Origin of the sequence: Pseudomonas trivialis, from assembly GCF_001439805.1 — a bacterium.
In the GTDB taxonomy this organism is placed as follows: Bacteria; Pseudomonadota; Gammaproteobacteria; order Pseudomonadales; family Pseudomonadaceae; genus Aquipseudomonas; species Aquipseudomonas trivialis.
The window spans coordinates 407,024-430,150 of sequence record NZ_JYLK01000001.1; the positions used below are offsets into that span (position 1 = coordinate 407,024).

The window sequence follows — 23,127 nt, forward strand, 5'->3', positions numbered from 1 at the left end:
CCTTTGGATCGTCATTCGCAGGAAGTTTGCTCTTGGCTCACCCCGCCCAACGCCGCTGGTACCTGCCGGTGTTCACCGTCGCCGCCCTGGTGCTATTGCCACTGAGCGTGCTGTTGCTGTCTTGGCAAAGTGTTGATGCACAAATCTGGGCCCACCTGTGGGATACCCAGATGCCACGCCTGCTGGGCAATACGCTCACGCTGGTGCTTGGCGTTGGCGTCGGTGTGACCCTGTTGGGCGTCAGCCTGGCCTGGCTGACCAGCCTCTGCGAGTTCCCCGGACGGCGCTGGCTCGACTGGGCGTTGATGCTGCCTTTTGCGATTCCGGCGTATGTACTGGCCTTTGTCTTTGTCGGCCTGCTGGATTTTGCAGGCCCGGTGCAGAGCCTGCTGCGCGAAGGGTTCGGCAACGGCTTGCGCCTGCCGCGCGTGCGCTCCACCAGCGGCGTGATCATCGTGCTGGTGCTGGTGTTCTACCCTTACGTGTATCTGCTGGCGCGCAGCGCATTCCTGGCTCAGGGCAAAGGCCTGATGGAAGCGGCGCGGGTACTCGGGCAATCGCCGTGGCAAGCGTTCTGGCGCGTCGCGTTGCCGATGGCCAGGCCGGCAATCGGCGCGGGCGTGGCGTTGGCGTTGATGGAGACCCTGGCGGATTTCGGCGCGGTCTCGGTGTTCAATTTCGATACGTTCACCACCGCGATCTACAAGACCTGGTACGGGTTTTTCAGCCTGTCCAGCGCGGCCCAACTGGCCAGCCTGTTGCTGTTGGTGGTGATGCTGGTGCTGTATGGCGAGCGGCGTGTCCGGGGCGCCAGCCGGCCCGGCAATGAACGGCCACGGGGCAAGGCGCTGTATCACTTGCGCGGGGTCAAGGCAGCGGCCGCCACTGCCTGGTGTGGTCTGGTATTCGCCTGTGCCTTTGTGATTCCGATGCTGCAGTTGGTGGTGTGGTTCTGGCAGCGTGGCCGCTTCGATCTGGATGAACGTTACACGGGGCTGATCGTGCATACCCTTTATCTGGGTGGCATCGCAGCGCTCTTCACCGTCAGCGTGGCGCTGCTGCTGGCGTTCGCCAACCGACTGGCGCCGACCCGGGCGATTCGCACCGGCATCAGCCTGGCCAACGTCGGTTATGCGTTGCCGGGGTCGGTGCTGGCGGTATCGATCATGTTGGCGTTCAGCTACCTGGACCGCGTGCTGGTGGTACCGCTGTCCGGCTGGCTGGGTGGCGCGGGCAAGCCGTTGTTGCTGGGCAGCCTGTCGGCGCTGGTGCTGGCGTATCTGGTGCGGTTCCTCGCGGTGGCCTACGGGCCGCTGGAAAACAGCCTGGCGCGTATCCGCCCGTCCTTGCCGGAAGCGGGGCGCAGTCTGGGGGTCAGTGGGCCACGACTGTTTTGCAAAGTGTATCTGCCGCTGTTGCTGCCGGGCACCCTGAGCGCGGCGCTGCTGGTGTTCGTCGATGTGCTCAAGGAAATGCCCGCTACCTTGCTGATGCGCCCGTTTGGCTGGGACACGCTGGCGGTGCGGATCTTTGAAATGACCAGCGAAGGCGAGTGGGCACGGGCGTCGCTGCCGGCTTTGACGCTGGTGTGCGTCGGCCTGTTACCGGTCATCGGCCTGATTCGTCGCTCGGCCCGGCCAATCGGCTAGGTGTCAGTCCTACGGCTTGCGGCTACAATGCGCGGCATTCGGTGCGCGCCGTCTTTCGGACCGGGTCGCTGTGCGTGGCTGCAGGCCTTGTGATTAAAGGTGTACAGCGCATATGGCAAGCCTGCGCATCTTCGCCAAGCCCGGAAGGAGAAACCCATGGGACAGCGTACGCCTCTGTATGACCTGCATCTCGCCCTGGGCGCGAAAATGGTCGATTTTGGCGGTTGGGATATGCCTTTGCACTACGGCTCGCAAGTTGAGGAGCACCATCAGGTGCGACGCGACTGCGGGGTGTTCGATGTATCCCACATGACCGTGATCGATGTCACAGGCCTTCAGGCCAGGGAGTGGCTTCAGCACCTGCTGGCCAATGACGTTGATCGTTTGCATGGCTGCGGCCGTGCGCTTTACAGCGCCATGCTCAACGAGCAGGGCGGCGTGGTGGACGACATGATCGTCTATCGCACCCAAGCCGGTTACCGGCTGGTGTTCAACGCCGCCACCCGAGATCAGGACCTGGCCTGGATGCGGGCGCAGCTTGGCGACTATCAGGTGCAACTGCATGAGCGGGCAGAACTGGCGATGCTCGCCATTCAAGGTCCCCATGCCCGGCAGCGAATCGCCGAGCTGGTGACCCAATCCCGCAGCACCCTGATCCATCAGCTCAAGCCCTTTGAAGGCCAGGCCGACGGTGACTGGTTTATCGCCCGCACCGGCTACACCGGCGAGGACGGCCTGGAAATTGTCCTGCCGGCCGAGCAGGCACCGGGCTTCTTCAACGACCTGGTCGGTGCCGGTATTTCCCCCATCGGCCTCGGCGCCCGCGATACCCTGCGTCTGGAAGCGGGGATGAACCTGTATGGTCAGGATATTCATCAGGACGTTTCGCCCCTGGCGGCCAACATGGCCTGGAGCATCGCCTGGGAACCTGCCGAACGCGACTTCATCGGGCGTGCGGCGCTGGAAGCCGAACTGGCGGCGGGTGTGCAGTTCAAACTGGTGGGATTGGTACTGGAGGAGCGCGGCGTTTTACGTGCTCATCAGGTGGTTCGTATCGCCAATGTTGGCGAAGGAGAGATCACCAGTGGTAGTTTCTCCCCTACGCTGAGCAAATCCATTGCTTTGGCGCGTGTACCGACGGCGACGGCCGACCGGGCCGAGGTGGAGATCCGCGGCAAGTGGTACCCGGTTCGAGTGGTCAAACCGACCTTCGTGCGCCATGGCAAGACACTGATCTAACTATTTTCGGCAGGCCATTTGGCCGCCGACATTCCTTCTAGAGGGCACAGAATATGAGCACTATCCCTGCCGAACTGCGTTTTGCCGAAAGTCACGAATGGGCCCGTCTGGAAGCTGACGGTACGGTGACCGTCGGGATTTCCGATCACGCCCAGGAAGCGCTGGGGGATGTGGTGTTTGTTGAGTTGGCCGAAGTGGGCGCCACGTTTGAAGCCGAGGGGCAGGCGGGGGTGGTTGAGTCGGTGAAGGCCGCCTCGGATATCTACGCGCCAGTGGCTGGCGAAGTGATCGCTGTGAACGAAGAGCTGAGTGGCAGCCCCGAGCTGCTGAACTCCGACCCTTACGGCGCATGGATCTTCAAGCTCAAGCCAGGCAACCCGGCTGACCTGGATAAACTGCTGGACGCCGCCGGCTACAAGGCTGCTATCGGCGAGTAAACGCAAAGCGTTGAAACAGCACAAACCAGTGTGGGCGCTGGCTTGCCTGCGATGCAGACACCTCGGTGTATCAGTTACACCGCAGTGATGTCATCGCAGGCAAGCCAACGCCCACATTGGGTTGAGGTGAGCCGGATTTTTCAGTTCGCTTTCAATACCGCTTTGACCGCCGCTACCGCTCGCTCCACATCCGCCTCGGTCATTGCCGTAAACATCGGCAACGACACAATCAAGCGCCCCACTTTTTCCGCCACCGGGAACATGCCTTCCTTGAAACCCTGTGCCCGATAAAGGCTCAGCAGGTGGATCGGTGGGTAGTGGTAACCGATGCCGACGCCATGGGCCTGCATCTGCTCCATGAACGTCGCGCGGGCGGGCAAGCCGTCCTGGCGTTCCGGCAGCACCAGTTGGAACAGGTGCCAGTTGCTGTTTTCGAAGTCCGCTGGCGGTAATTGCGCGCCGTATGTCTGTTCAAAATCACTGCCGAAGCACTGGAAGTAATGCCGCGCCAGATTTTGGCGGTGGGCGGTGATTTTTTCGATATGGGCGAACTGGCCCAGGCCGATGGCAGCGGCGATATCGGTCATGTTGAACTTGCCGCCCAACACGTCCACATCCAGGCCGTCAAAGCCGGTGCGGGTGACACCCTGCAGGCGGTACTTTTCCGCCAGGCGTGCTTCCTCGGCGTTGTTCAATACCAGGCAACCGCCCTCGGACGAGGTGATGTTCTTGTTCGCCTGGAAACTGAAGGAAACGAAGTCGCCGGTTGCGCCGATTCGCTCGCCATCCCAGCTGGAGCCCAGGGCCTGGGCGGCGTCTTCAATGATGCGCAGGTTGTACTTGTTGGCCAGTGCATAAAGCATTGGCATATCCAGCGGCAAACCGGCCAGGTACACCGGAATGATCGCCTTGGTACGCGGGGTAATGGCCGCTTCGACCTGCGTCAAATCGATATTGCGCGTGATCGGGTCGATATCGGCAAACACCGGCGTGGCGCCCACCTCCAGGATCACGTTTGCCGTGGCGACCCACGAGATGGGTGTGGTAATGACTTCATCGCCCGGCCCGATACCGGCGATGCGCAAGGCAATCTCCATGGTGCAGGTGCCCGAGTTGAACGTGCGCACCGGGCGCCCGCCAAAATATTCCGACAGCTGTGCTTCGAATGCCTGCACTTTCGGCCCGCTGGTGATCCAGCCGGAGCGCAGCACATCGCCGACCGCCGAGATAGTGGCTTCATCGATGGTGGGTTTGGAAAACGGCAGGAAGGGCTGTTGGCTCATGACGAGAAAGGCATCCGTTTCAGAGTGGCGACGAATAAAGGGCGGTGAGTGCCCGGCATGGTTGCACGGTCCGACTGAATATAGCCTGTCGTCGGTGAACGAATTGTCATCTGGCAGGCAAAAAAATGCCGCTTTAAAAAGCGGCATTCCTTGGAGCGGGGATCACTCGGTAACGGCATTCTTCGCGAGAATGGCGTTGGCCAGTTGCATGTCCGTGGCCTGCAGGCCAGGGTTGTCGGCGCGAACTTTCTGCATGGCGGCTTCCAGGTAAGGGCCGCGGATGCCGCCGTCGCTGGCAACGAAGCTGCCTGCGTCGTCTTGAGCGGCAACCACCATCTTGTGGTCCTTGAAGGTCAGGTACGTCGAGCCGGTCGTGGCACCCGACGAAATGACATTGCGCCAGAAGCTGTCGGCCATGGCTGAACCGACGGGGAGAGATAGCACAGCGAGGGTTGCGACAGCATATTTAAGACGCATGGTAGGTGACTCCGGTGGTTGTCTGTTGGGTTTGATTGTAATCAGACCAATCGAGTTCAATCATGACTGAACAGTTTCGACTTTCAGTACCACGCCGTCCTGGCCGATCACCCGCACTTGAGCGCCTGCAGGCGTATCCGGGCCGGTCACCATCCATACGCCGTCGCCGACTTTCACCTTGCCCCGGCCATCCACAATGGCCTGATGCACAATAAAGTTGCGCCCGATCAGCTCCGAACCCCGCTCGTTCAGACCCGGTTGATCGCTGGCCTTGGCGCTGCTGCGCTGGCGCTTCCACCAGTACACCGCCGTCAGAATCGACAGCAGGGCGAACAGCAGCAGTTGCCATTCCAGCCCCAGCGAGGGCACCACGAACTTGATCACGCCCACCGCAGCGGCCGCGATGCCCATCCACAGCAAATACCCGCCGGCCCCGAACACCTCGAGAATCAACAACACGGTACCCAGTGCCAGCCAGTCCCAGAACGACAGATGCTGAAGGAATTCCCACATGGTGATGGCCTCAGCCTTTCTTGTTGTCGAACGTTGCCTTGACGATCTCACCGATACCACCGATGGCGCCGATCACCTGGCTGGCTTCCAGCGGCATGAGAATCACCTTGCTGTTGTTGGCCGACGCCAGCTTGCCCAGGGCGTCGATGTACTTTTGCGCGACAAAATAGTTGACCGCCTGCACGTTGCCCGACGCGATTGCCTCCGACACCACTTGCGTGGCGCGGGCTTCCGCTTCGGCCTGACGCTCACGGGCTTCAGACTCCAGGAATGCGGCCTGTCGGCTACCCTCGGCCTCGAGGATCTGCGCCTGCTTTTTGCCCTCGGCGGTCAGGATCGCCGAGGCGCGCAGGCCTTCGGCTTCGAGAATCTGTGCACGCTTGATCCGCTCGGCCTTCATCTGCCCGGACATGGCTGCCATCAGGTCTGCTGGCGGGCTGATGTCCTTGATTTCGATACGCGTGATCTTGATGCCCCACGGCGCCGTGGCTTCATCGACAGTGCGCAGCAGCTTTTCGTTGATGCCGTCACGCTGGCTGAGCATGGCGTCCAGTTCCATGGAGCCGAGCACGGTACGGATATTGGTTTGCAGCAGGTTCCGGATGGCGTGTTCGAGGTTGTTGACCTCGTAGGCCGCCTGGGCGGTGTTCACCACCTGGAAGAAGCACACGGCATCGATCTGCACGGTGGCGTTGTCGGCGGTGATCACTTCCTGGGGCGGGATATCCAGCACGCTTTCCATCACGTTGATCTTGCGACCGATGCGGTCCATGACCGGAATGATGATATTGAGGCCAGGCTTGAGGGTGTTGGTGTAGCGGCCAAAACGTTCGACCGTCCACTGGTAGCCCTGAGGCACCACCTTGAAACCCATGAAGAGAATGGCGATGGCCAAACCCACGAAAAGAAGCAGTACGGTTCCGATCTGCATTGCGATTCCCTATCTGATGGTGTCAGTGAAGCGACGTTCGGCCGATTGTAACGGTGTTGCCACCGTTAAAGACGGTTTCATTGTCCGACAATCAAAGGATTTGTTTCTGAATCCCCAGGGGTGACCCGCAGCACTTCGGCCAGCGTGGTCAGCCCGGCCTGTACCTTCACTAATCCGGCCATCCGCAGGCTGTGCATGTTTTGCCGCAGCGCTGCCTGGCGCAATGTCTGCACATCGGTGCCGGGCGTGATCAGCGCCTTGAGCGCCTCATCCATTACCATGATTTCGTAGACGCCGGCTCGGCCTCGGTAACCGCTGTCACGACACTCTGCGCACCCCACGGCCTCGCAGCTATCGCCCGCCACACGTTTGCAGTCGGGGCACAGCAGGCGTACCAGACGCTGGGCCATCACCCCCAGCAGGGTTGCCTTGATCAAATAGTGAGCAATCCCCAGTTCCTGCAGGCGGCTGATGGCGCTGGGCGCATCGTTGGTGTGCAGGGTCGACAACACAAGGTGCCCGGTAAGCGCGGCCTGGATTGCCATTTCGGCGGTCTCCTGGTCGCGTATCTCGCCGATCATGATGATGTCCGGGTCCTGGCGCAGCAGGGCGCGGATGCCGCTGGCAAAGGTCAGATCGATGTTGTGCTGCACCTGCATCTGGTTGAACGCCGGCTCGACCATCTCGACCGGGTCCTCCACCGTGCACAGGTTGACCTCGCGGGTCGCCAGTCGCTTGAGCGTGGTATAGAGGGTGCTGGTCTTGCCGGAACCGGTCGGGCCGGTGACCAGAATGATGCCATGGGCCTGGCGGGTCATGGCGTGCCAGCGCTGCTGGTCTTCGGGCGACAGGCCGAGCTGGTCGAAGTCCTTGAGCAGCACCTGGGGGTCGAAAATTCGCATCACCAGTTTCTCGCCAAAGGCTGTGGGCAAGGTCGACAGGCGCAACTCCACCTCGGCGCCGGCGGGGCTTCTGGTCTTGAGTCGGCCGTCCTGCGGTTTGCGTTTTTCCGCCACGTTCATCCGGCCCAGGCTTTTCAGGCGGCTGACCACTGCCATCGTGACCTGGGGCGGAAATTGATAGACATCATGCAGCAGCCCATCGATGCGAAAGCGTACGCGGCCCTGGTCGCGGCAGGGTTCGATATGAATATCGCTGGCACGTTGGCCAAAGGCGTACTGCAACAGCCAGTCAACGATCGTGACGATATGCGCGTCGTTGGCATCTGGCTCCTGATCGCCGCCACCGAGGTTGAGCAGGTCGATATTGGCAGGTGCCGCGATTTTCTGATCTGCACCGCGCACCGACTTTGCCAGGCGGTAGAACTCGCCCATGCAGTGCTCAATGGCCTGGGGGTTGGCGACCACGCGCTTTATCGAGCGTTTGAGCACCTGCGCCAGGCCGGCTTCCCACCCGGTGACATAGGGCTGGGCACTGGCGACGGTGACGGTGTGGGCATCCATGGCCACGGCGAGGATCGCGTGACGCTGGGCGAATGCGTGGGACATCAGCGGCACCACCGTCGCCACGTCGATCTTCAACGGGTCGATGCGCAGATAAGGTTGTCCGGCCTGCCGGGCGAGCCATTGCGTCAGCGCTTCCAGATCGGGCCCCTGGGCCGCGATAAGTTCCAGTGGATGCCGGTTGCCGGCGGGCAATGTCGACAGGCGCTGCGCGACAGTGGCTGATACCAGCCCGGCCTCGACCAGAGGCGGCAGCAACGCGTGCAGTTGCAAACGGTGATCAACAGACATGCAGATTTACCTGAGAAGCGCTGGACGTCTTCTCAGGCTAGTCAGGCGCTGTATATTTGCCTCTCAGGGTGTATTGCAGGCTTTTGCGCTGAACAACGGGAAGGCAGTCACATTCCCGTGGCAAGCCCGCTCGCCACAGAGCCGTGGTCTGGTATTACAAGCGCAGCAACGTTTTCCACGCCCGGTTCTGATACACCGCGATCGTCTGATGCATCCGCGCGTCCAGCGACTCATCGGTGATCGGCTGGTTGGCCAGTTGCACCAGCTTGTTCAGCTCGCCGTACAGGCGGTCCAGCTCGGCAATCTCCACCACCTGACGTGCGTGATGCAGCCAGGCCTGGATGCGCTCGATGCGCGGCAGTTGCTCGGCCAGGTCTTCGGGTTGCTGCTGGTAGCGCGGCAGTTGCAGGGCGACGGCATCGTCGGCCAGCAGGCGCGGCAGCCAGTTGGTGAGTTGCGCTGCGCCCTGGCGGTTGCCGCGCACGGTGCGCTCGGCGGTCCAGGTGCGGGCCAGCAGCCAGCGCGAGGTGTTCAATGAGAACAGGCCCCAGCGCACGTCTTCGAGCTCTTCGGCGAACTGCTCCGGCGCGGCTTTGCGAATGTCTTCGTCGTCATCACCGGCCTGTACCAGCGGGCGCCAGTCTTCGAGCAGGGCATCGAGTGCGCTGCGCAGTTCACTGGTGGACTGGCGTGGCGCCGCCTGACCGAGACTGCCGATCAGGGCGCGCAATTCGCCGAGGTGATCGACCCAGTCCTGCAACAGGCGCCAATGGCCATTGAATCGGTATTGCTCGGCCAGACGCTGGCTGCTGCCCAGCAGGTGCCACATGATCGCGGCGAACGCATCGTCCAGCGGCATTTCGGCGTGGATCTGCGGCGCCGGCAGGCTCAGGGAGTAGCTGCCGGCGTCGTACAGGCGGTAGCCGCGCTCGGCCTTGCTGATGTCACAGGGCATCAGCGCCAGGGTCGCGGCCAGCTCGGCGGCCAACTCCAGCAGGGCAGCCGGTTCGCCTTCGCGCAATTCCAGCTCCAGCTCGCAGATTTCTTCTTTCTGTTTGCCGACCACCACATGGCCCAGGTCCAGTGCGGCTTCGATCACCACCTTGGTTTTGCCACGGCCCCAGGCGATTTCGGCGCGCTCGCGCACAAAATCGGTGGTGAAGATCGGCTTGAGGGTCTTTTTGTCCAGCTCGGCCAGTTGCTCGGGCCAGCATTCGCCGTCGAGTTTCTTCACGTCGAGCTTGGCTTTGGGCAGGTTCCAGTTGTACTCGTTGCGTTCCGACAGGCCGGCGATGCTTTGGCCACGGGTCTTGAGGGTCTGGATGATTTCGTCACCGTCCTTGCGCAGGCGCAGGGCAACCTTGGCCTGCGCCAGGTCGCGCTCGGGGGTGTCGAAATACTGGTTCATCAACTCACGGCGTTCCCAGCCACTTTTGTTGCGTTTTTTCAGTAGCGGGTGCTCACGCAGCGCGGCGAGGGTTTCGCGGCTGACGCGGAGCTTGATTTCGGTTTCTTTCTGCATGGCCGGAAAATCCAGGATCGGGAGCGCAGCCGGGGAAAAGAGTGGCTGCCAAGGCCGTGCAGTGTACAGGACTGAGCCCGGCAACGCGCCGCAACGGTTTATTGTGTCGTGCAGATGGCTCTATAGTGGGCCCAATCCGGGAAGTCGAGAGGCCGCGCATGCCGTTACCTACCATGAAAGAGCAGTTCGCCGCGCTGATTGCCGCGCCCTCGGTCAGCTGCACGCAGGTGTCGCTGGACCAGACCAACCGCCCGGTGATCGATCTGCTTGCCAGTTGGCTGGGCGATCTGGGCTTTGCCATCGACATTCAGCAGGTCAGCCCCGGCAAGTTCAACCTGCTGGCCACCTTCGGCAGCGGTCCCGGCGGGCTGGTGCTGGCCGGGCACAGCGACACGGTGCCGTATGACGCCGCCTTGTGGCAGACCGATCCGCTCAAGCTGACGGAAGTCGACGGCCGCTGGGTAGGATTGGGCAGTTGCGACATGAAGGGTTTTTTCGCCCTGGCCATCGAAGCGGTGTTGCCGCTGCTCGACCAGCCGTTCAAACAGCCGTTGCTGATTCTCGCCACCTGCGATGAAGAGAGCTCCATGTCCGGCGCGCGGGCGTTGGCCGAAGCGGGGCGTCCGCTGGGCCGCGCGGCGGTGATCGGCGAGCCCACTGGCCTGAGGCCGATCCGCCTGCACAAGGGCGTGATGATGGAGCGCATCGACATCCTCGGCCGCAGCGGCCATTCGTCGGACCCGAGCCTGGGCCACAGCGCCCTCGAAGCCATGCACGATGCCATCGGCGAACTGCGCGGCCTGCGCCTGGCCTGGCAGCGCGAATACCGCAACCCGCAATTCAGCGTGCCGCAGCCCACCCTGAACCTGGGCTGCATCCACGGCGGCGACAACCCCAACCGCATTTGCGGCCAGTGCTCCCTGGAGTTCGACCTGCGGCCCTTGCCGGGCATGGACCCTGAAGTGCTGCGTGCCGCTATCCGGCAGAAACTCGCACCTCTGGCCGAGCGCCATCAGGTCCGAATCGACTACGCGCCGCTGTTTCCCGAAGTGCCCCCATTCGAACAGCCCGCAGACGCCGAACTGGTGCGGGTTGCGGAGCGTTTGACCGGCCATCGTGCCGAAGCAGTGGCGTTTGGCACCGAAGCGCCTTATCTTCAGCGCCTTGGTTGCGAAACCCTGGTGCTCGGCCCTGGCGATATCGCCTGTGCGCACCAGCCGGGCGAGTACCTCGAAATGTCACGCTTGACGCCTACAGTGCAGTTATTGCGCGACCTGATCGAACATTACTGCCTCAAACCTGCATAAATTAACCCTCGCCTGTACGTCCATAGAAGGAGAGTGAGCGTGTCGCCAAGCCTGTTCCGACGATAACCATCAGCCCGCCGTGCGCTTTTACGATCCTTCCTTTTAAGGCTGCTTTTTATTACAGGCCCAGGTGTTATGCCCGAATACGTCAATTGGCTTCGTCACGCTTCCCCTTACATCAACGCCCACCGCGACTGCACCTTTGTGGTCATGTTGCCTGGCGACGGTGTGGACCACCCCAACTTCGGCAATATCGTCCACGACCTCGTGCTGCTGCACAGCCTGGGAGTGCGGCTGGTGCTGGTGCACGGCTCGCGTCCGCAAATTGAAACCCGCCTTGAGGCGCGTGGCCTCACGTCGGCTTACCACGAAGGCATGCGCATCACCGATGCCGCCACCCTGGAATGTGTGATCGATGCGGTCGGGCACTTGCGTATCGCCATCGAGGCGCGTCTGTCGATGGACATGGCCTCATCGCCCATGCAGGGTTCGCGCCTGCGCGTGGCCAGTGGCAATCTGGTCACCGCGCGGCCCATCGGCGTGCTTGAAGGCGTGGACTATCACCACACCGGCGAAGTGCGCCGGGTCGACCGCAAGGGTATCAATCGCCTGCTCGACGAGCGCTCCATCGTGCTGCTGTCGCCGCTGGGATACTCGCCCACCGGCGAAATCTTCAATCTGGCCTGTGAAGACGTGGCCACCCGCGCCGCCATCGACCTGGCTGCCGACAAACTGCTGCTGTTCGGCGCCGACCTTGGTCTGATCGACGAGAATGGCCGTCTGGTGCGTGAGTTGCGTCCGCAGCAAGTGCCGGCGCACCTGCAGCGATTGGGCAGCAATTATCAGGCTGAACTGCTCGACGCCGCAGCCCAGGCCTGCCGCGGCGGCGTGGGGCGCAGCCATATCGTCAGCTACGCCGAGAACGGCGCCTTGCTCACCGAGTTGTTTACCCGCGACGGCGGCGGCACGCTGGTGGCCCAGGAGCAATTCGAACTGGTACGCGAAGCGGCGATTGAAGACGTCGGCGGTTTGCTCGACCTGATCAGCCCGCTGGAAGAGCAGGGCATCCTTGTACGCCGTTCGCGGGAAGTGCTGGAGCGCGAGATCGAGCAGTTCAGCGTGGTGGAACGTGAAGGCATGATCATCGCCTGCGCGGCGCTCTACCAGATCGCCGATTCCGACGCTGGTGAGCTGGCCTGCCTGGCGGTAAACCCGGAATACCGCCATGGCGCGCGGGGTGATGTGTTGCTTGAGCGTATCCAGAGCCGTGCCAGGGCCCAGGGCTTGAAGACCTTGTTCGTGCTTACCACACGCACTGCGCATTGGTTCCGCGAGCGCGGCTTTGAGCCCAGCAGCGTAGACCGCCTGCCTTCGGCGCGGGCGTCGCTGTACAACTACCAGCGCAACTCCAAGATCTTCGAAAAGGCGCTGTAAAAGACAGCGCACATTAAAAATGTGGGAGGGGGCTTGCTCCCGATAGCCTTGGCTCAGTCACTGATGGGTTGACTGAATGCCATCGGGAGCAAGCCCCCTCCCACATTTGTTTCAATACTTCAGAACCGTGGAACGGCGCCGATACAACAATTGCCAGCGATCAAATCGGCCGCTTGGACAACCAAAGAAATTATTAGTGACACAAAAACTGTAACAAATTGACGCCAGGATAGCGCTTAGCCATGATGGCGCCGCCTTTCTGGTCGTGAGTGACGTCTGCAGTGTCGCTAAACGATTTAAAAAAGCTTTGATCAATACCCTTCAGGAATTAGCGTGCGCGGCAACTCGTCTACTCTGACTGGTTTGCTGTCCTGCGACGTCTTATTCCTGAATCGTATGAAAAAGGATGAAATAATTCTTTTTGGGTGTATGAGAAACTCATTACCCTGCACGGACCAAATCAACTGTGATTAGACGAAGGTAGTAGACACACAAGGTTACGATTGACTTGTCAGTCACTAACCGGTGCTAATCGCGCATCTGTGGATCGAGGGCGTCAGACCCGCGACCGAAGAAACACAAAAATTAGAAACGAGAGGAGCGGTACATGAAGAAGTCCACCTTGGCTGTGGCTGTAGCTTTGGGCGCAATCGCCCAGCAAGCAGGCGCTGCCGGTTTCATCGATGACAGCAAAGTAACGCTGGGTGTGCGTAACTTTTACATCAACACCGACAACCGCGACGCGGCTGCCGGCACTCCAGCCAACAAGGCTGCTGGTGTACAGAACAAGCAGGAAGAATGGGGTCAGGGCTTCGATCTGCGCTTCATCTCCGGCTATACCCAAGGCACCGTAGGCTTCGGTCTTGATGCCATCGGCCTGCTGGGCATTCGCCTGGATTCGGGCGGCGGCACCAACGGCGCGAGCCCGGCGACCGCGACCAGCCCTGGTTCGTACGGCGGCACTGTGTTCCCGAGCAAGTCCAATGGCGAAGCCGTTGATAACTACTCGAGCCTGGGCCTGACTGCCAAAGCCAAGATCTCCCAGACCGAACTGAAGCTGGGTACGCTGCAACCCAAGCTGCCGGTTATCGTGACCAACGACGGTCGTCTGCTGCCGCAGACCTTCCAGGGTGGCCAGATCACCACCAACGACATCAAGGACCTGACGCTGGTTGCCGGTCAGATCGAAAAGGCCAAGGGCCGTAACTCCAGCAACGTCGACAACCTGTCGATCGCGGGTGCCAACACCCGTGGCGTGAACTGGCGTGACAGCAACAAGTTCTACTACGCCGGTGGTGACTACAAGATCACCAAAGACCTGACTGCCCAGTACTACTACGGCAACCTGGAAGATTTCTACAAGCAGCACTTCCTGGGTCTGACCCACAACTGGGCAATCGGCCCGGGCGTATTGAAGTCTGACCTGCGTTACTTCCACAGCTCCGATGACGGCAAGAACGGCAGCGAAGCGGCCTACTTCTCGTCGGGCAACTACAGCGGCGTGAACTCCGGTCGTGGCAAGGTTGACAACAACCTGTACAGCGGCCTGTTCCTGTACACCATTGCCGGCCACACCTTCGGTGGTGGTTACCAGGTCAGCAACGGTAACAGCGACTTCCCTTGGTTGAACCAGGGCGACGGTTCGTCGGCTTACCTGACCACTGACATGCAGATCGCCAAGTTCGCCCGTGCTGGCGAACGTACTTGGCAGGCTCGCTACGCGTATGACTTCGCCAAGGTTGGCGTGCCTGGCCTGACCGCCGGTATCGTCTACCTCAAAGGTACCGACATCGACACCGTCAACGGCAGTCGTGCCGAGTTCACCGGTCAGTCCGAGTGGGAGCGCGACATCACTGTTGCCTACGTGATCCCGGAAGGCCCGCTGAAAAACCTCGGTGTTGCCTGGAAAAACGCCATGTGGCGCAACGATGTTGCCGCAGCGCGCGATCAGGACGAAAACCGTGTAATCGTCAGCTACAGCTACGCATTCAAGTAACGGCGTAAAGCCTTGCCCGGCGCAATGCCGGGCAAGGTGTGTTGCTTCAAGTCGGGCTCAACCCCCGCAAGCCCTTCCTGAATCCCTCTTTGCAGCGTCTCAAGGCCTTCTCGAACCTTGAAATCGATGTTGATCTCCGCGTGCCTCAGCGTCCAGTGAACAGATTTTTAATATTCCTTTATCGTCTGGATAAATCGTTATTTATTCTTTTTAAATAAATGCCGAAGCATGCACAGTGGGCGCCATAAGCACTCATCAGGAGCCATGCCATGAGCCTCAGACTGGGCGATATCGCCCCCGATTTCGAACAGGATTCCAGCGCCGGTAACATTCATTTCCATGAATGGCTGGGCGACAGCTGGGGGGTGTTGTTCTCGCACCCGGCCGACTTCACGCCAGTGTGCACCACTGAGCTGGGTTTCACCGCCAAGCTCAAGGACGAATTCGCCAAGCGCGGCGTCAAGGCCATTGCTCTGTCCGTAGACCCGGTGGACTCCCACCACAAGTGGATCGAAGACATCAACGAAACCCAGCACACCGTGGTCAACTTCCCGATCCTGGCCGACGCCGACCGCAAGGTCTCGGACCTCTACGACCTGATCCACCCGAACGCCAGCGATACCCTGACCGTGCGCTCGCTGTTCGTGATCGACCCGAACAAGAAAATCCGCCTGACCATCACTTATCCGGCCAGCACTGGCCGCAATTTCCACGAAATCCTGCGGGTCATCGATTCGTTGCAGCTGACCGACAACCACAAGGTCGCCACCCCGGCCAACTGGCAGGACGGTGATGAAGTGGTGATCGTGCCGTCGCTCAAGGATGAGGAAGAGATCCAGAAGCGCTTTCCCAAGGGCTACCGCGCCGTGAAACCGTACCTGCGCCTCACCCCGCAACCTAACCGCTAACACACAACCCAATGTGGGAGTGAGCAAGCCCCTCCCACAGGTTTTGCCGCATTTCACAGCTCACAAAGCAGGGGTTTTTCAGGCCGTTTCGACGGCCTTTTTTTTCGCCTGGCTTTCCATAAAACGCATATGTATTTATGGAATAAACAAATGAAAAAATAAGATTTATAGATATATAAATCTGCTGCTAAGGTCTGTCCCATCTTGGCGCCATCGCCACACAGCGAACGCCGGCACTTGCTCAAAGGAATTCCTGCATGTTGGTCGTAACACTCGGAGGCAGTCCCAGTCAGCGTTCCCGCTCCGGAGTGCTGCTGGAAAAAACCCGTCAGTGGTTGCAAGACAAAGGCGTCGAAGTGGTGAGTTACCAGGTACGGGACTTCCCGGCCGAAGACTTGCTGCATGCGCGCTTCGACAGCCCCAAGGTGATCGACCTGTTGCAACAGGTGGCCAATGCCGACGGCCTGGTGATCGCCACGCCGGTGTACAAGGCCTCGTTCTCCGGCGCGCTGAAAACCGTGCTCGACCTGCTGCCCGAACGCGCCCTGGCGCACAAGGTAGTCCTGCCGATGGCCACCGGTGGCAGCATCGCCCACATGCTGGCGGTGGACTACGCCTTGAAACCGGTACTGTCGGCGCTCAAGGCTCAGGAATTGCTGCACGGCATTTTCGCCGAGGACAGCCAGATTGCCTACGGCGAGGGCAGTGTCCAGGCGCAATTGGTGCCGGTGCTGGAAGCGCGACTGCGCGAAGCCGTGGAACAGCTCTACAGCGCCATGGCCCGCCGCCCCAAACCGCTGGATCCCGACGTACTGAATGAACGTTTGTTGAGTGCTCGCTGGAGCATTTAAGCCTCACCTGACATCCGGAAACACTCACCTTACTCAGCCGCCAACGGCCAAGCAGGTGCAGCCAACCCCTCATCGCACTATTTGGAGAGAGCGCCATGCGCACTGTCATCTTGCGTCGTGGTCTGGTCGCACTGTTTGCTGCGGCTGTGTCCTTCGGCGCCATTGTTAACGCCCAGGCCGCTGAAACCCTGCGGATCGGCTATCAGAAATACGGCACCCTGGTGCTGCTCAAGGCCAAGGGCAGCCTGGAAAAGCGCCTGGCCGCCCAGGGCGTGCAGGTGCAATGGACGGAATTTCCCGGCGGCCCGCAGCTGCTTGAAGGCCTGAATGTCGGCGCCATCGACTTCGGCGTCACCGGCGAAACCCCGCCAGTGTTTGCCCAGGCGGCCGGTGCCGATCTGCTCTACGTGGCCTACGAGCCGCCGGCGCCCACCAGCGAAGCGATCCTGGTGCCCAAGGATTCCACGATCAAGTCGGTGGCCGCGCTCAAGGGCAAGAAAGTCGTGCTCAACAAAGGCTCCAACGTGCACTACCTGCTGGTGCGTGCCCTGGAAGATGCCGGGCTCAAATACACCGATGTGCACACCGTATTCCTGCCGCCCGCCGATGCCCGCGCGGCATTCGAGCGGGGCAGTGTCGACGCCTGGGTCATCTGGGATCCGTACCAGGCCGCCGCCGAGAAACAACTGCAGGCGCGCACCCTGCGTGACGGCACCGGCATCGCCGACAACCACCAGTTCTACCTCGCCACCAAACCCTACGCGCAACAGCACCCTGACGTGATCAAGGCGCTGGTGGAAGAAGTGCGCGCGGTCGGCGAATGGTCCAAAGCCAACCCGCAGGAGGTCACCGCTCAGGTGGCGCCGCTGCTTGGCCTGCCGGCCGACATCACCCTGACCTCGGTCAAACGCCAAGGCTACGGTGCGCTGTTCCTGACTCCGGAAGTGGTCGCCGCCCAGCAGAAAATCGCCGACACCTTCTACCAGCTCAAATTGATTCCCAAGCCCTTGAGCATCAAGGACGTGATCTGGACACCGCCCGCCACCGTGGCCACCGCGCCGTAATTCGATTTCTTCAGGAGACAACTCCATGAGCCTCACTATTTTCTGGTTCCTGCCTACCCATGGCGACGGCCATTACCTTGGCACTGCCGAAGGCGCGCGCGCCGTCGACCACGGCTACCTGCAGCAAGTCGCCCAGGCCGCTGACCGCCTCGGGTTCGGCGGGGTGCTGATCCCCACCGGACGTTCCTGCGAAGACTCGTGGCTGGTGGCCGCCTCGCTGATCCCGGTGACCCAGCGCTTGAAATTTCTCGTCGCCCTGCGCCCCGGCATCATCTCGCCGACGGTGGCCGCGCGTCAGGCCGCAACCCTGGATCGTCTGTCCGGCGGCCGTGCGTTGTTCAACCTGGTGACCGGTGGCGACCCGGAAGAGCTGGCCGGCGACGGCCTGTTCTTGAGCCACGAAGAGCGCTACCAGGCCTCGGTGGAATTCACCCGCATCTGGCGCCGTGTGCTGGAAGGCGAAACCGTGGATTACGACGGCGAGCACATCAGCGTCAAAGGCGCCAAGCTGCTCTACCCGCCGATCCAGCAACCGCGCCCGCCGCTGTACTTCGGCGGGTCTTCCGAAGCCGCCCAGGACCTGGCCGCCGAACAGGTGGAGATGGTGCTGACCTGGGGCGAGCCGCCGGCCGCAGTGGCAGAAAAGATCGAACAAGTTCGCGCCAAGGCCGCCAAGCACGGGCGCACCGTGCGCTTCGGCATTCGCCTGCATGTGATCGTGCGTGAAACCAACGAAGGGGCGTGGAAAGCCGCCGACAAACTGATCTCCCACCTGGACGACGCAACCATCGCCCGCGCCCAGGCCTCCCTGGCGCGCTTCGACTCGGTGGGTCAGCAGCGCATGGCCGCCTTGCACGGTGGCAGCCGCGACAACCTCGAAGTGAGCCCCAACCTGTGGGCCGGCGTCGGCCTGGTACGTGGCGGGGCGGGCACTGCGCTGGTGGGCGATGGCCCGACGGTTGCGGCGCGGGTCAAGGAATACGCGGACCTGGGCATCGACACCTTTATCTTCTCCGGGTACCCGCACCTGGAAGAGTCGTATCGCGTGGCTGAGCTGCTGTTCCCGCACCTGGATATCGAGCGGGCCGAGCAGCCGAAAAGCACCGGCTACGTCAGCCCGTTCGGCGAAATGGTCGCCAACGACATTCTTCCCAAAGCCGCGTCACAGAGCTGAGGGGGCGCCATGAATGTTGAACAATTGAGCCATCGAGTAGCGCCCTGGGTGCTGCCGATCCTGTTGCTGGCGGTGTGGCAGTTGTCCGTGTCGGCGGGCTGGTTGTCGACGCGCATTCTGCCGGCGCCCAGCGCAGTGATTGAGGCCGGGGTCAACCTGGTGCGCAGCGGCGAAATCTGGACGCACCTGGCCATCAGTGGCTGGCGGGCCGGCCTGGGCTTCGTAATCGGCGGCGGCATCGGCCTGGCGCTGGGCTTTATCACCGGCCTGTCGACCTGGGGCGAGCGTTTGCTGGACAGCTCGGTGCAGATGGTCCGCAACGTGCCGCACCTGGCGCTGATTCCGTTGGTGATCCTGTGGTTCGGCATTGATGAGACGGCGAAGATTTTCCTCGTCGCCCTCGGCACGCTGTTCCCGATCTACCTCAACACCTATCACGGCATCCGCAACGTCGACCCGGCACTGGTGGAAATGTCGCGCAGCTATGGCTTGTCCGGTTTCAGCCTGTTCTGGCAGGTGATTCTGCCCGGCGCGTTGCCGTCGATCCTGGTGGGCGTGCGCTTTGCCCTGGGCTTTATGTGGTTGACGCTGATCGTGGCCGAAACCATCTCGGCCAGCTCCGGCATCGGCTACCTGGCGATGAACGCGCGGGAATTTCTACAAACCGACGTGGTGGTGCTGGCCATCGTGTTGTACGCGATCCTCGGCAAACTGGCCGACCTGGCCGCGCGTGGCCTGGAACGGGTCTGGTTGCGCTGGCACCCGGCCTATCAAGTGCATAAGGGAGGTGTGGCATGACTGCTCAACAACCTCCGCGCCTGCTCAAGGGCATCCCGCTGGCGGTGCGCAAATTGCGCAAGTCCTTTGGTGCGCGCGAAGTCCTCAAAGAGATCGATCTGCATATCCCTGCCGGTCAGTTCGTCGCCGTGGTCGGTCGCAGTGGCTGCGGTAAAAGCACCTTGCTGCGCCTGCTGGCGGGCCTGGATAAAGCCAGCGGCGGCCAGCTGCTGGCAGGGTCTGCGCCGCTCAACGAGGCGATCGAAGACACGCGGCTGATGTTTCAGGAAGCGCGCCTGCTTCCGTGGAAAAAGATCATCGACAACGTGGGCCTGGGCCTCAAGGGCAACTGGCGTCCCCGGGCGTTGGACGCGCTGGAGGCGGTGGGCCTGGCCGAGCGTGCCGATGAATGGCCGGCGGCGTTGTCCGGCGGGCAGAAGCAACGGGTGGCGCTGGCCCGCGCGCTGATCCACCAACCGCGCCTGCTGCTGCTCGACGAGCCACTGGGCGCACTGGATGCCCTGACCCGTATCGAAATGCAGCAACTGATCGAAAACCTCTGGCAAAAGCACGGCTTCACCGTGTTGCTGGTCACCCACGACGTCAGCGAAGCCGTGGCGATTGCCGACCGGGTGATCCTGATCGAAGACGGCGAAATCGGCCTGGACCTTACCGTCGACCTGCCGCGCCCGCGTGCCCGTGGTTCACATCGGCTGGCCGCACTGGAAGCCGAAGTGCTCAACCGCGTGCTGTCCTTGCCCGGCGTGCCGCCGGAGCCCGAACCTGTTTCACCGCTGCCGACGCAATTGCGTTGGGCTCAATAACCCACACAGGAAAAACACCATGACTATCAAAGCCATCAACGTGCGCAACCAGTTCAAGGGCACCATCAAGGAAATCGTGGTCGGCGACGTGCTCTCGGAAATCGACGTGCAGACCGCGTCGGGCATCGTCACGTCGGTGATCACCACGCGCTCGGTCAAAGAGCTGGAACTGGTGATCGGCAGTGAAGTGATCGCTTTTGTGAAATCCACTGAGGTGTCGATTGCCAAGTTGTGACCCTTGAGAGCGCTATCGGGAGCAAGCCTCCTCCCACATTCGGACCTGTGAACACGGTCAAAATGTGGGAGGGGGCTTGCCCCCGATGAGGCCCGCCCAGCCACCCTTACCGCTTGGGCAAGTACGCCGGCAGATAAAGCCCCACATACGCATCAAACACCCGCATCCCTTCCTCTGCCATGCGCGGCGTAATCCGCCCATGCTGATGCACCGAGCGCGCATACACGCGGTCGCTCAACTCCAGTGCCAGTGCAAACACGTCCACATCGTCGGGTAGCGTCGGCACTTCGAAGTGGCGGTTGAACACGGCCAGCATCAAATCCCCCAACTCCAGATCATGCTGACGGTCGGCCTGGGTCACTTCAGTGAGCCCGTGCTGGGTGAGGATCAACTGGCGCGCGACGGCATCATGCGCGTAGATGCTGAGCATGCGCTGCTCGACGACCGCGGACAGGTCGCGCCATTGCTTGAGCGAGTCATGCTCGATGGGGGCCTCGATGGCCGCACGGAAGGCCGCGTGCACATCCGCCGTCAACGCTTGCAGCAACGCCGGCACACTGGCAAAAAAGTGGTACACCGACGCCGCCGGAATCTGCGCTCGCTTGGCCACACTGTAGATCGACAAACCGGCCACGCCTTCGGCGGCCAGCAACGCGCGGGCGGCATCCAGGATCGTGTCGATCCGCGCCTGGCTGCGGGCGCGGGGTTTGCGAGTGGCGGCGGGGCGGGTGGGCATGGACGTCTCCTGCAAGGCAGCAGGCATTGTATGAGTAGGCAGGTGTGTTGTCTGCCAGGCCGCCATCGGGAGCAAGCCCCCTCCCACATGTTGAAATGTATTCACAGATCCAATGTGGGAGGGGGCTTGCTCCCGATGAAGCCGTCTCGGTCTCCTTGAATAAGCCAAAAAAAACGCCACTGACCGAAGTCAGCAGCGTCTCTTCAACTACCGCAACCGCTTAAACGGTATGCAGGTACCAGTTGTACTCAAGGTCGGAGATGGAGTGTTCGAACTCTTCCAGCTCGCTTTCCTTGCAGGCGACGAAAATATCGATGTATTTGGGATCGATGTACCGTGCCATCACTTCACTGTCGTCCAGCTCGCGCAAGGCATCGCGCAGGTTGTTCGGCAGGCTTTGTTCGTTCTGCTCGTAGCTGTTGCCTTCCACCGGTGCGTTTGGCTCGATCTTGTTGGTCAGACCGTGGTGCACGCCCGCCAAAACCGAAGCCATCAGCAGGTAGGGGTTGGCATCGGCGCCGGCCACGCGGTGTTCGATACGCACCGCATCGGATGAGCCGGTGGGCACGCGAATCGCCACGGTGCGGTTGTCCAGGCCCCAGCACGGCGAGTTCGGCACGTAGAACTGTGCGCCGAAACGACGGTAGGAGTTGACGTTCGGGCACAGGAACGCCATCTGGGCGGGCAGGGTCTCGAGCACACCGCCGATCGCGTGACGCAATGCGGCGTTCTGCTCGGGATCCTCGCTGGCAAAGATGTTCTTGCCGTCTTTGTCCAGGATCGAAATATGTACGTGCAAACCGTTGCCAGCCTGGCCCGGATAGGGCTTGGCCATGAAGGTGGTGTCCATCTCATGGTCGTAGGCGATGTTCTTGATCAGTCGCTTGAGCAGCACCGCGTAGTCGCAGGCCTTGATCGGGTCGGCAACGTGGTGCAGGTTCACTTCGAACTGCGCCGGGGCACTTTCCTTGACGATGGCGTCGGCCGGGATGCCTTGCTCTTTGGCGCCTTCCAGAATGTCCTGGAGGCAGTCGACGTACTCGTCGAGGTCGTCGATCAGGTAGACCTGTGTCGAGTGCGGGCGTTTGCCGGAGATGGGCGAGCGGGGCGGTTGAGGGCGGCCGTTCACGTTCTCCTGGTCGATCAGGTAGAACTCAAGCTCAAAGGCGGCGCAGATGGTCAGGCCAAGATCGTCGAACTTGCTCACCACCTGGCGTAGCACTTCGCGAGGATCGGCGAAGAAAGGTTCACCTTCGAGTTCGTGCATGGTCATCAGCAGTTGCGCGGTGGGGCGCTTTTGCCAGGGTTCATTGCACAGGGTGTCGGGGATCGGATAACAGATTCGGTCAGCATCACCGATATCCAGACCCAGGCCGGTGCTTTCCACCGTCGAGCCGTTGATATCCAGGGCAAATAAAGAGGCAGGCAGGTTAATGCCCTTCTCGTAAACCTTGTGGAGGCTGGTGCGTTCGATGCGCTTGCCGCGCACCACACCATTCATATCCGCAATTAGAAGGTCTACGTACAGAACCTCAGGATGATCCTTAAGGAACGCGTTCGCTTCGTTAAGCTGAACGGCACGCGGGGGTACCGACATGATGCAACACCTTTGTTGTTAAAAATATCAATCATTGATCTTTTCTGGTTTCAGTCAACCCGAACGGCATGCCGAAGTCAAGCGAGGCCTTTTTTGCCCTGAAAAAGCGCCGCGTGGCCTTTTTTGGGGCTTTTTGCGGCGTTTTTTTGGGTTTGCGCGGCTGAGGAATCGCAGGCTAAAGCGGGCCGTGTTGTATTTTTTACGGGGGTGTTGTGTAAAAAAATGAACAAGGCTAAGCTCGATTCAAACCCATAACAGCAATAATACCGGGGTGCTTCATGTCTCGCCTGCCGCCGCTCGGCGTCTCGACCCGCTTGAGACAAGTCTTGTCATCTGTCCATTTATTCCTCGTGAAACACCGTCTACCGGCCAATATTCTTGACGCCCGGAACGGCCTCTTTTTTGCCTCCTCGTTTGTA

At 61.2% G+C, this 23,127-nt stretch carries 21 protein-coding genes; 13 read left to right on the plus strand and 8 right to left on the minus strand.

Annotated features, from left to right (window positions below; all coding sequences use genetic code 11):
- Positions 1–32: 32 nt before the first annotated feature.
- The 3 genes from TU79_RS01850 to gcvH all read left to right on the plus strand — a co-directional run bounded on the left by TU79_RS01850 (position 33) and on the right by gcvH (position 3,325).
- Entirely contained in the window at positions 33–1,649 is a 1,617-nt protein-coding gene (locus TU79_RS01850) for an ABC transporter permease (protein ID WP_057006433.1), read from the plus strand.
- Positions 1,650–1,805: 156 nt separating this feature from the next.
- On the plus strand, positions 1,806–2,888 hold the full coding sequence (gene gcvT / locus TU79_RS01855; RefSeq protein ID WP_057006434.1) for a glycine cleavage system aminomethyltransferase GcvT: 1,083 nt from the start codon (positions 1,806–1,808) through the stop codon (positions 2,886–2,888).
- A 53-nt stretch (positions 2,889–2,941) separates the two neighbouring features.
- Complete coding sequence (gene gcvH / locus TU79_RS01860; RefSeq protein ID WP_057006435.1) at positions 2,942–3,325, plus strand: glycine cleavage system protein GcvH; 384 nt, start codon at positions 2,942–2,944, stop codon at positions 3,323–3,325.
- 140 nt (positions 3,326–3,465) lie between these two features.
- Here gcvH and TU79_RS01865 read toward each other — a convergent pair whose 3' ends face one another.
- From TU79_RS01865 to TU79_RS01890, 6 genes are all read right to left on the minus strand, one after another.
- Positions 3,466–4,608: a DegT/DnrJ/EryC1/StrS family aminotransferase gene (locus tag TU79_RS01865; RefSeq protein ID WP_057006436.1), complete on the minus strand. Its 1,143-nt coding sequence runs from the start codon at positions 4,606–4,608 to the stop codon at positions 3,466–3,468.
- Positions 4,609–4,770: 162 nt separating this feature from the next.
- Positions 4,771–5,085: a DUF2388 domain-containing protein gene (locus TU79_RS01870; RefSeq protein WP_003234790.1), complete on the minus strand. Its 315-nt coding sequence runs from the start codon at positions 5,083–5,085 to the stop codon at positions 4,771–4,773.
- 60 nt (positions 5,086–5,145) lie between these two features.
- Positions 5,146–5,598 carry an NfeD family protein gene (locus tag TU79_RS01875; protein WP_057006437.1) on the minus strand — a complete coding sequence of 151 codons (453 nt, stop codon included), beginning with the start codon at positions 5,596–5,598 and terminating at the stop codon, positions 5,146–5,148.
- Positions 5,599–5,608: 10 nt separating this feature from the next.
- The gene (locus tag TU79_RS01880) at positions 5,609–6,529 is read right to left on the minus strand and encodes an SPFH domain-containing protein (RefSeq protein ID WP_057006438.1); all 921 of its coding nucleotides are present in this window, start codon (positions 6,527–6,529) and stop codon (positions 5,609–5,611) included.
- 77 nt (positions 6,530–6,606) lie between these two features.
- Positions 6,607–8,283 carry a GspE/PulE family protein gene (locus tag TU79_RS01885; protein ID WP_057006439.1) on the minus strand — a complete coding sequence of 559 codons (1,677 nt, stop codon included), beginning with the start codon at positions 8,281–8,283 and terminating at the stop codon, positions 6,607–6,609.
- A gap of 154 nt (positions 8,284–8,437) precedes the next feature.
- A complete protein-coding gene (locus TU79_RS01890) occupies positions 8,438–9,805 on the minus strand; it encodes a CYTH domain-containing protein (RefSeq protein ID WP_057006440.1) in 1,368 nt (455 codons plus the stop codon).
- A 158-nt stretch (positions 9,806–9,963) separates the two neighbouring features.
- Here TU79_RS01890 and argE point away from each other — a divergent pair, with 158 nt between their 5' ends.
- The 10 genes from argE to TU79_RS01940 all read left to right on the plus strand — a co-directional run bounded on the left by argE (position 9,964) and on the right by TU79_RS01940 (position 20,375).
- Positions 9,964–11,112, plus strand: a complete 1,149-nt coding sequence (gene argE, locus TU79_RS01895; RefSeq protein ID WP_057006441.1) for an acetylornithine deacetylase — start codon at positions 9,964–9,966, stop codon at positions 11,110–11,112.
- Between the two features lie 135 nt (positions 11,113–11,247).
- Positions 11,248–12,546 carry an amino-acid N-acetyltransferase gene (gene argA / locus TU79_RS01900; protein WP_057006442.1) on the plus strand — a complete coding sequence of 433 codons (1,299 nt, stop codon included), beginning with the start codon at positions 11,248–11,250 and terminating at the stop codon, positions 12,544–12,546.
- A gap of 607 nt (positions 12,547–13,153) precedes the next feature.
- On the plus strand, positions 13,154–14,542 hold the full coding sequence (locus TU79_RS01905; protein ID WP_057006443.1) for an OprD family porin: 1,389 nt from the start codon (positions 13,154–13,156) through the stop codon (positions 14,540–14,542).
- A 269-nt stretch (positions 14,543–14,811) separates the two neighbouring features.
- Entirely contained in the window at positions 14,812–15,450 is a 639-nt protein-coding gene (locus TU79_RS01910; protein ID WP_057006444.1) for a peroxiredoxin, read from the plus strand.
- 257 nt (positions 15,451–15,707) lie between these two features.
- The gene (gene ssuE, locus TU79_RS01915) at positions 15,708–16,301 is read left to right on the plus strand and encodes an NADPH-dependent FMN reductase (RefSeq protein ID WP_057006445.1); all 594 of its coding nucleotides are present in this window, start codon (positions 15,708–15,710) and stop codon (positions 16,299–16,301) included.
- Between the two features lie 95 nt (positions 16,302–16,396).
- Complete coding sequence (locus TU79_RS01920) at positions 16,397–17,365, plus strand: sulfonate ABC transporter substrate-binding protein (RefSeq protein ID WP_057006446.1); 969 nt, start codon at positions 16,397–16,399, stop codon at positions 17,363–17,365.
- Positions 17,366–17,390: 25 nt separating this feature from the next.
- Positions 17,391–18,539 carry an FMNH2-dependent alkanesulfonate monooxygenase gene (gene ssuD / locus TU79_RS01925; RefSeq protein ID WP_057006447.1) on the plus strand — a complete coding sequence of 383 codons (1,149 nt, stop codon included), beginning with the start codon at positions 17,391–17,393 and terminating at the stop codon, positions 18,537–18,539.
- Positions 18,540–18,548: 9 nt separating this feature from the next.
- Positions 18,549–19,337, plus strand: coding sequence for an aliphatic sulfonate ABC transporter permease SsuC (gene ssuC / locus TU79_RS01930; protein WP_057006448.1), 789 nt, complete (start codon positions 18,549–18,551; stop codon positions 19,335–19,337).
- On the plus strand, positions 19,334–20,140 hold the full coding sequence (gene ssuB / locus TU79_RS01935) for an aliphatic sulfonates ABC transporter ATP-binding protein (protein WP_057006449.1): 807 nt from the start codon (positions 19,334–19,336) through the stop codon (positions 20,138–20,140). The genes ssuC and ssuB overlap by 4 nt, the downstream gene beginning before the upstream one ends.
- Positions 20,141–20,159: 19 nt before the next feature.
- Positions 20,160–20,375 carry a TOBE domain-containing protein gene (locus tag TU79_RS01940; protein WP_003176783.1) on the plus strand — a complete coding sequence of 72 codons (216 nt, stop codon included), beginning with the start codon at positions 20,160–20,162 and terminating at the stop codon, positions 20,373–20,375.
- Positions 20,376–20,481: 106 nt separating this feature from the next.
- On the opposite strand, the gene TU79_RS01945 is transcribed toward TU79_RS01940, so the two are convergent.
- Entirely contained in the window at positions 20,482–21,111 is a 630-nt protein-coding gene (locus TU79_RS01945; RefSeq protein ID WP_057006450.1) for a TetR/AcrR family transcriptional regulator, read from the minus strand.
- Between the two features lie 220 nt (positions 21,112–21,331).
- Positions 21,332–22,708, minus strand: coding sequence for a glutamine synthetase family protein (locus TU79_RS01950; protein WP_003234758.1), 1,377 nt, complete (start codon positions 22,706–22,708; stop codon positions 21,332–21,334).
- Positions 22,709–23,127: the final 419 nt, after the last annotated feature.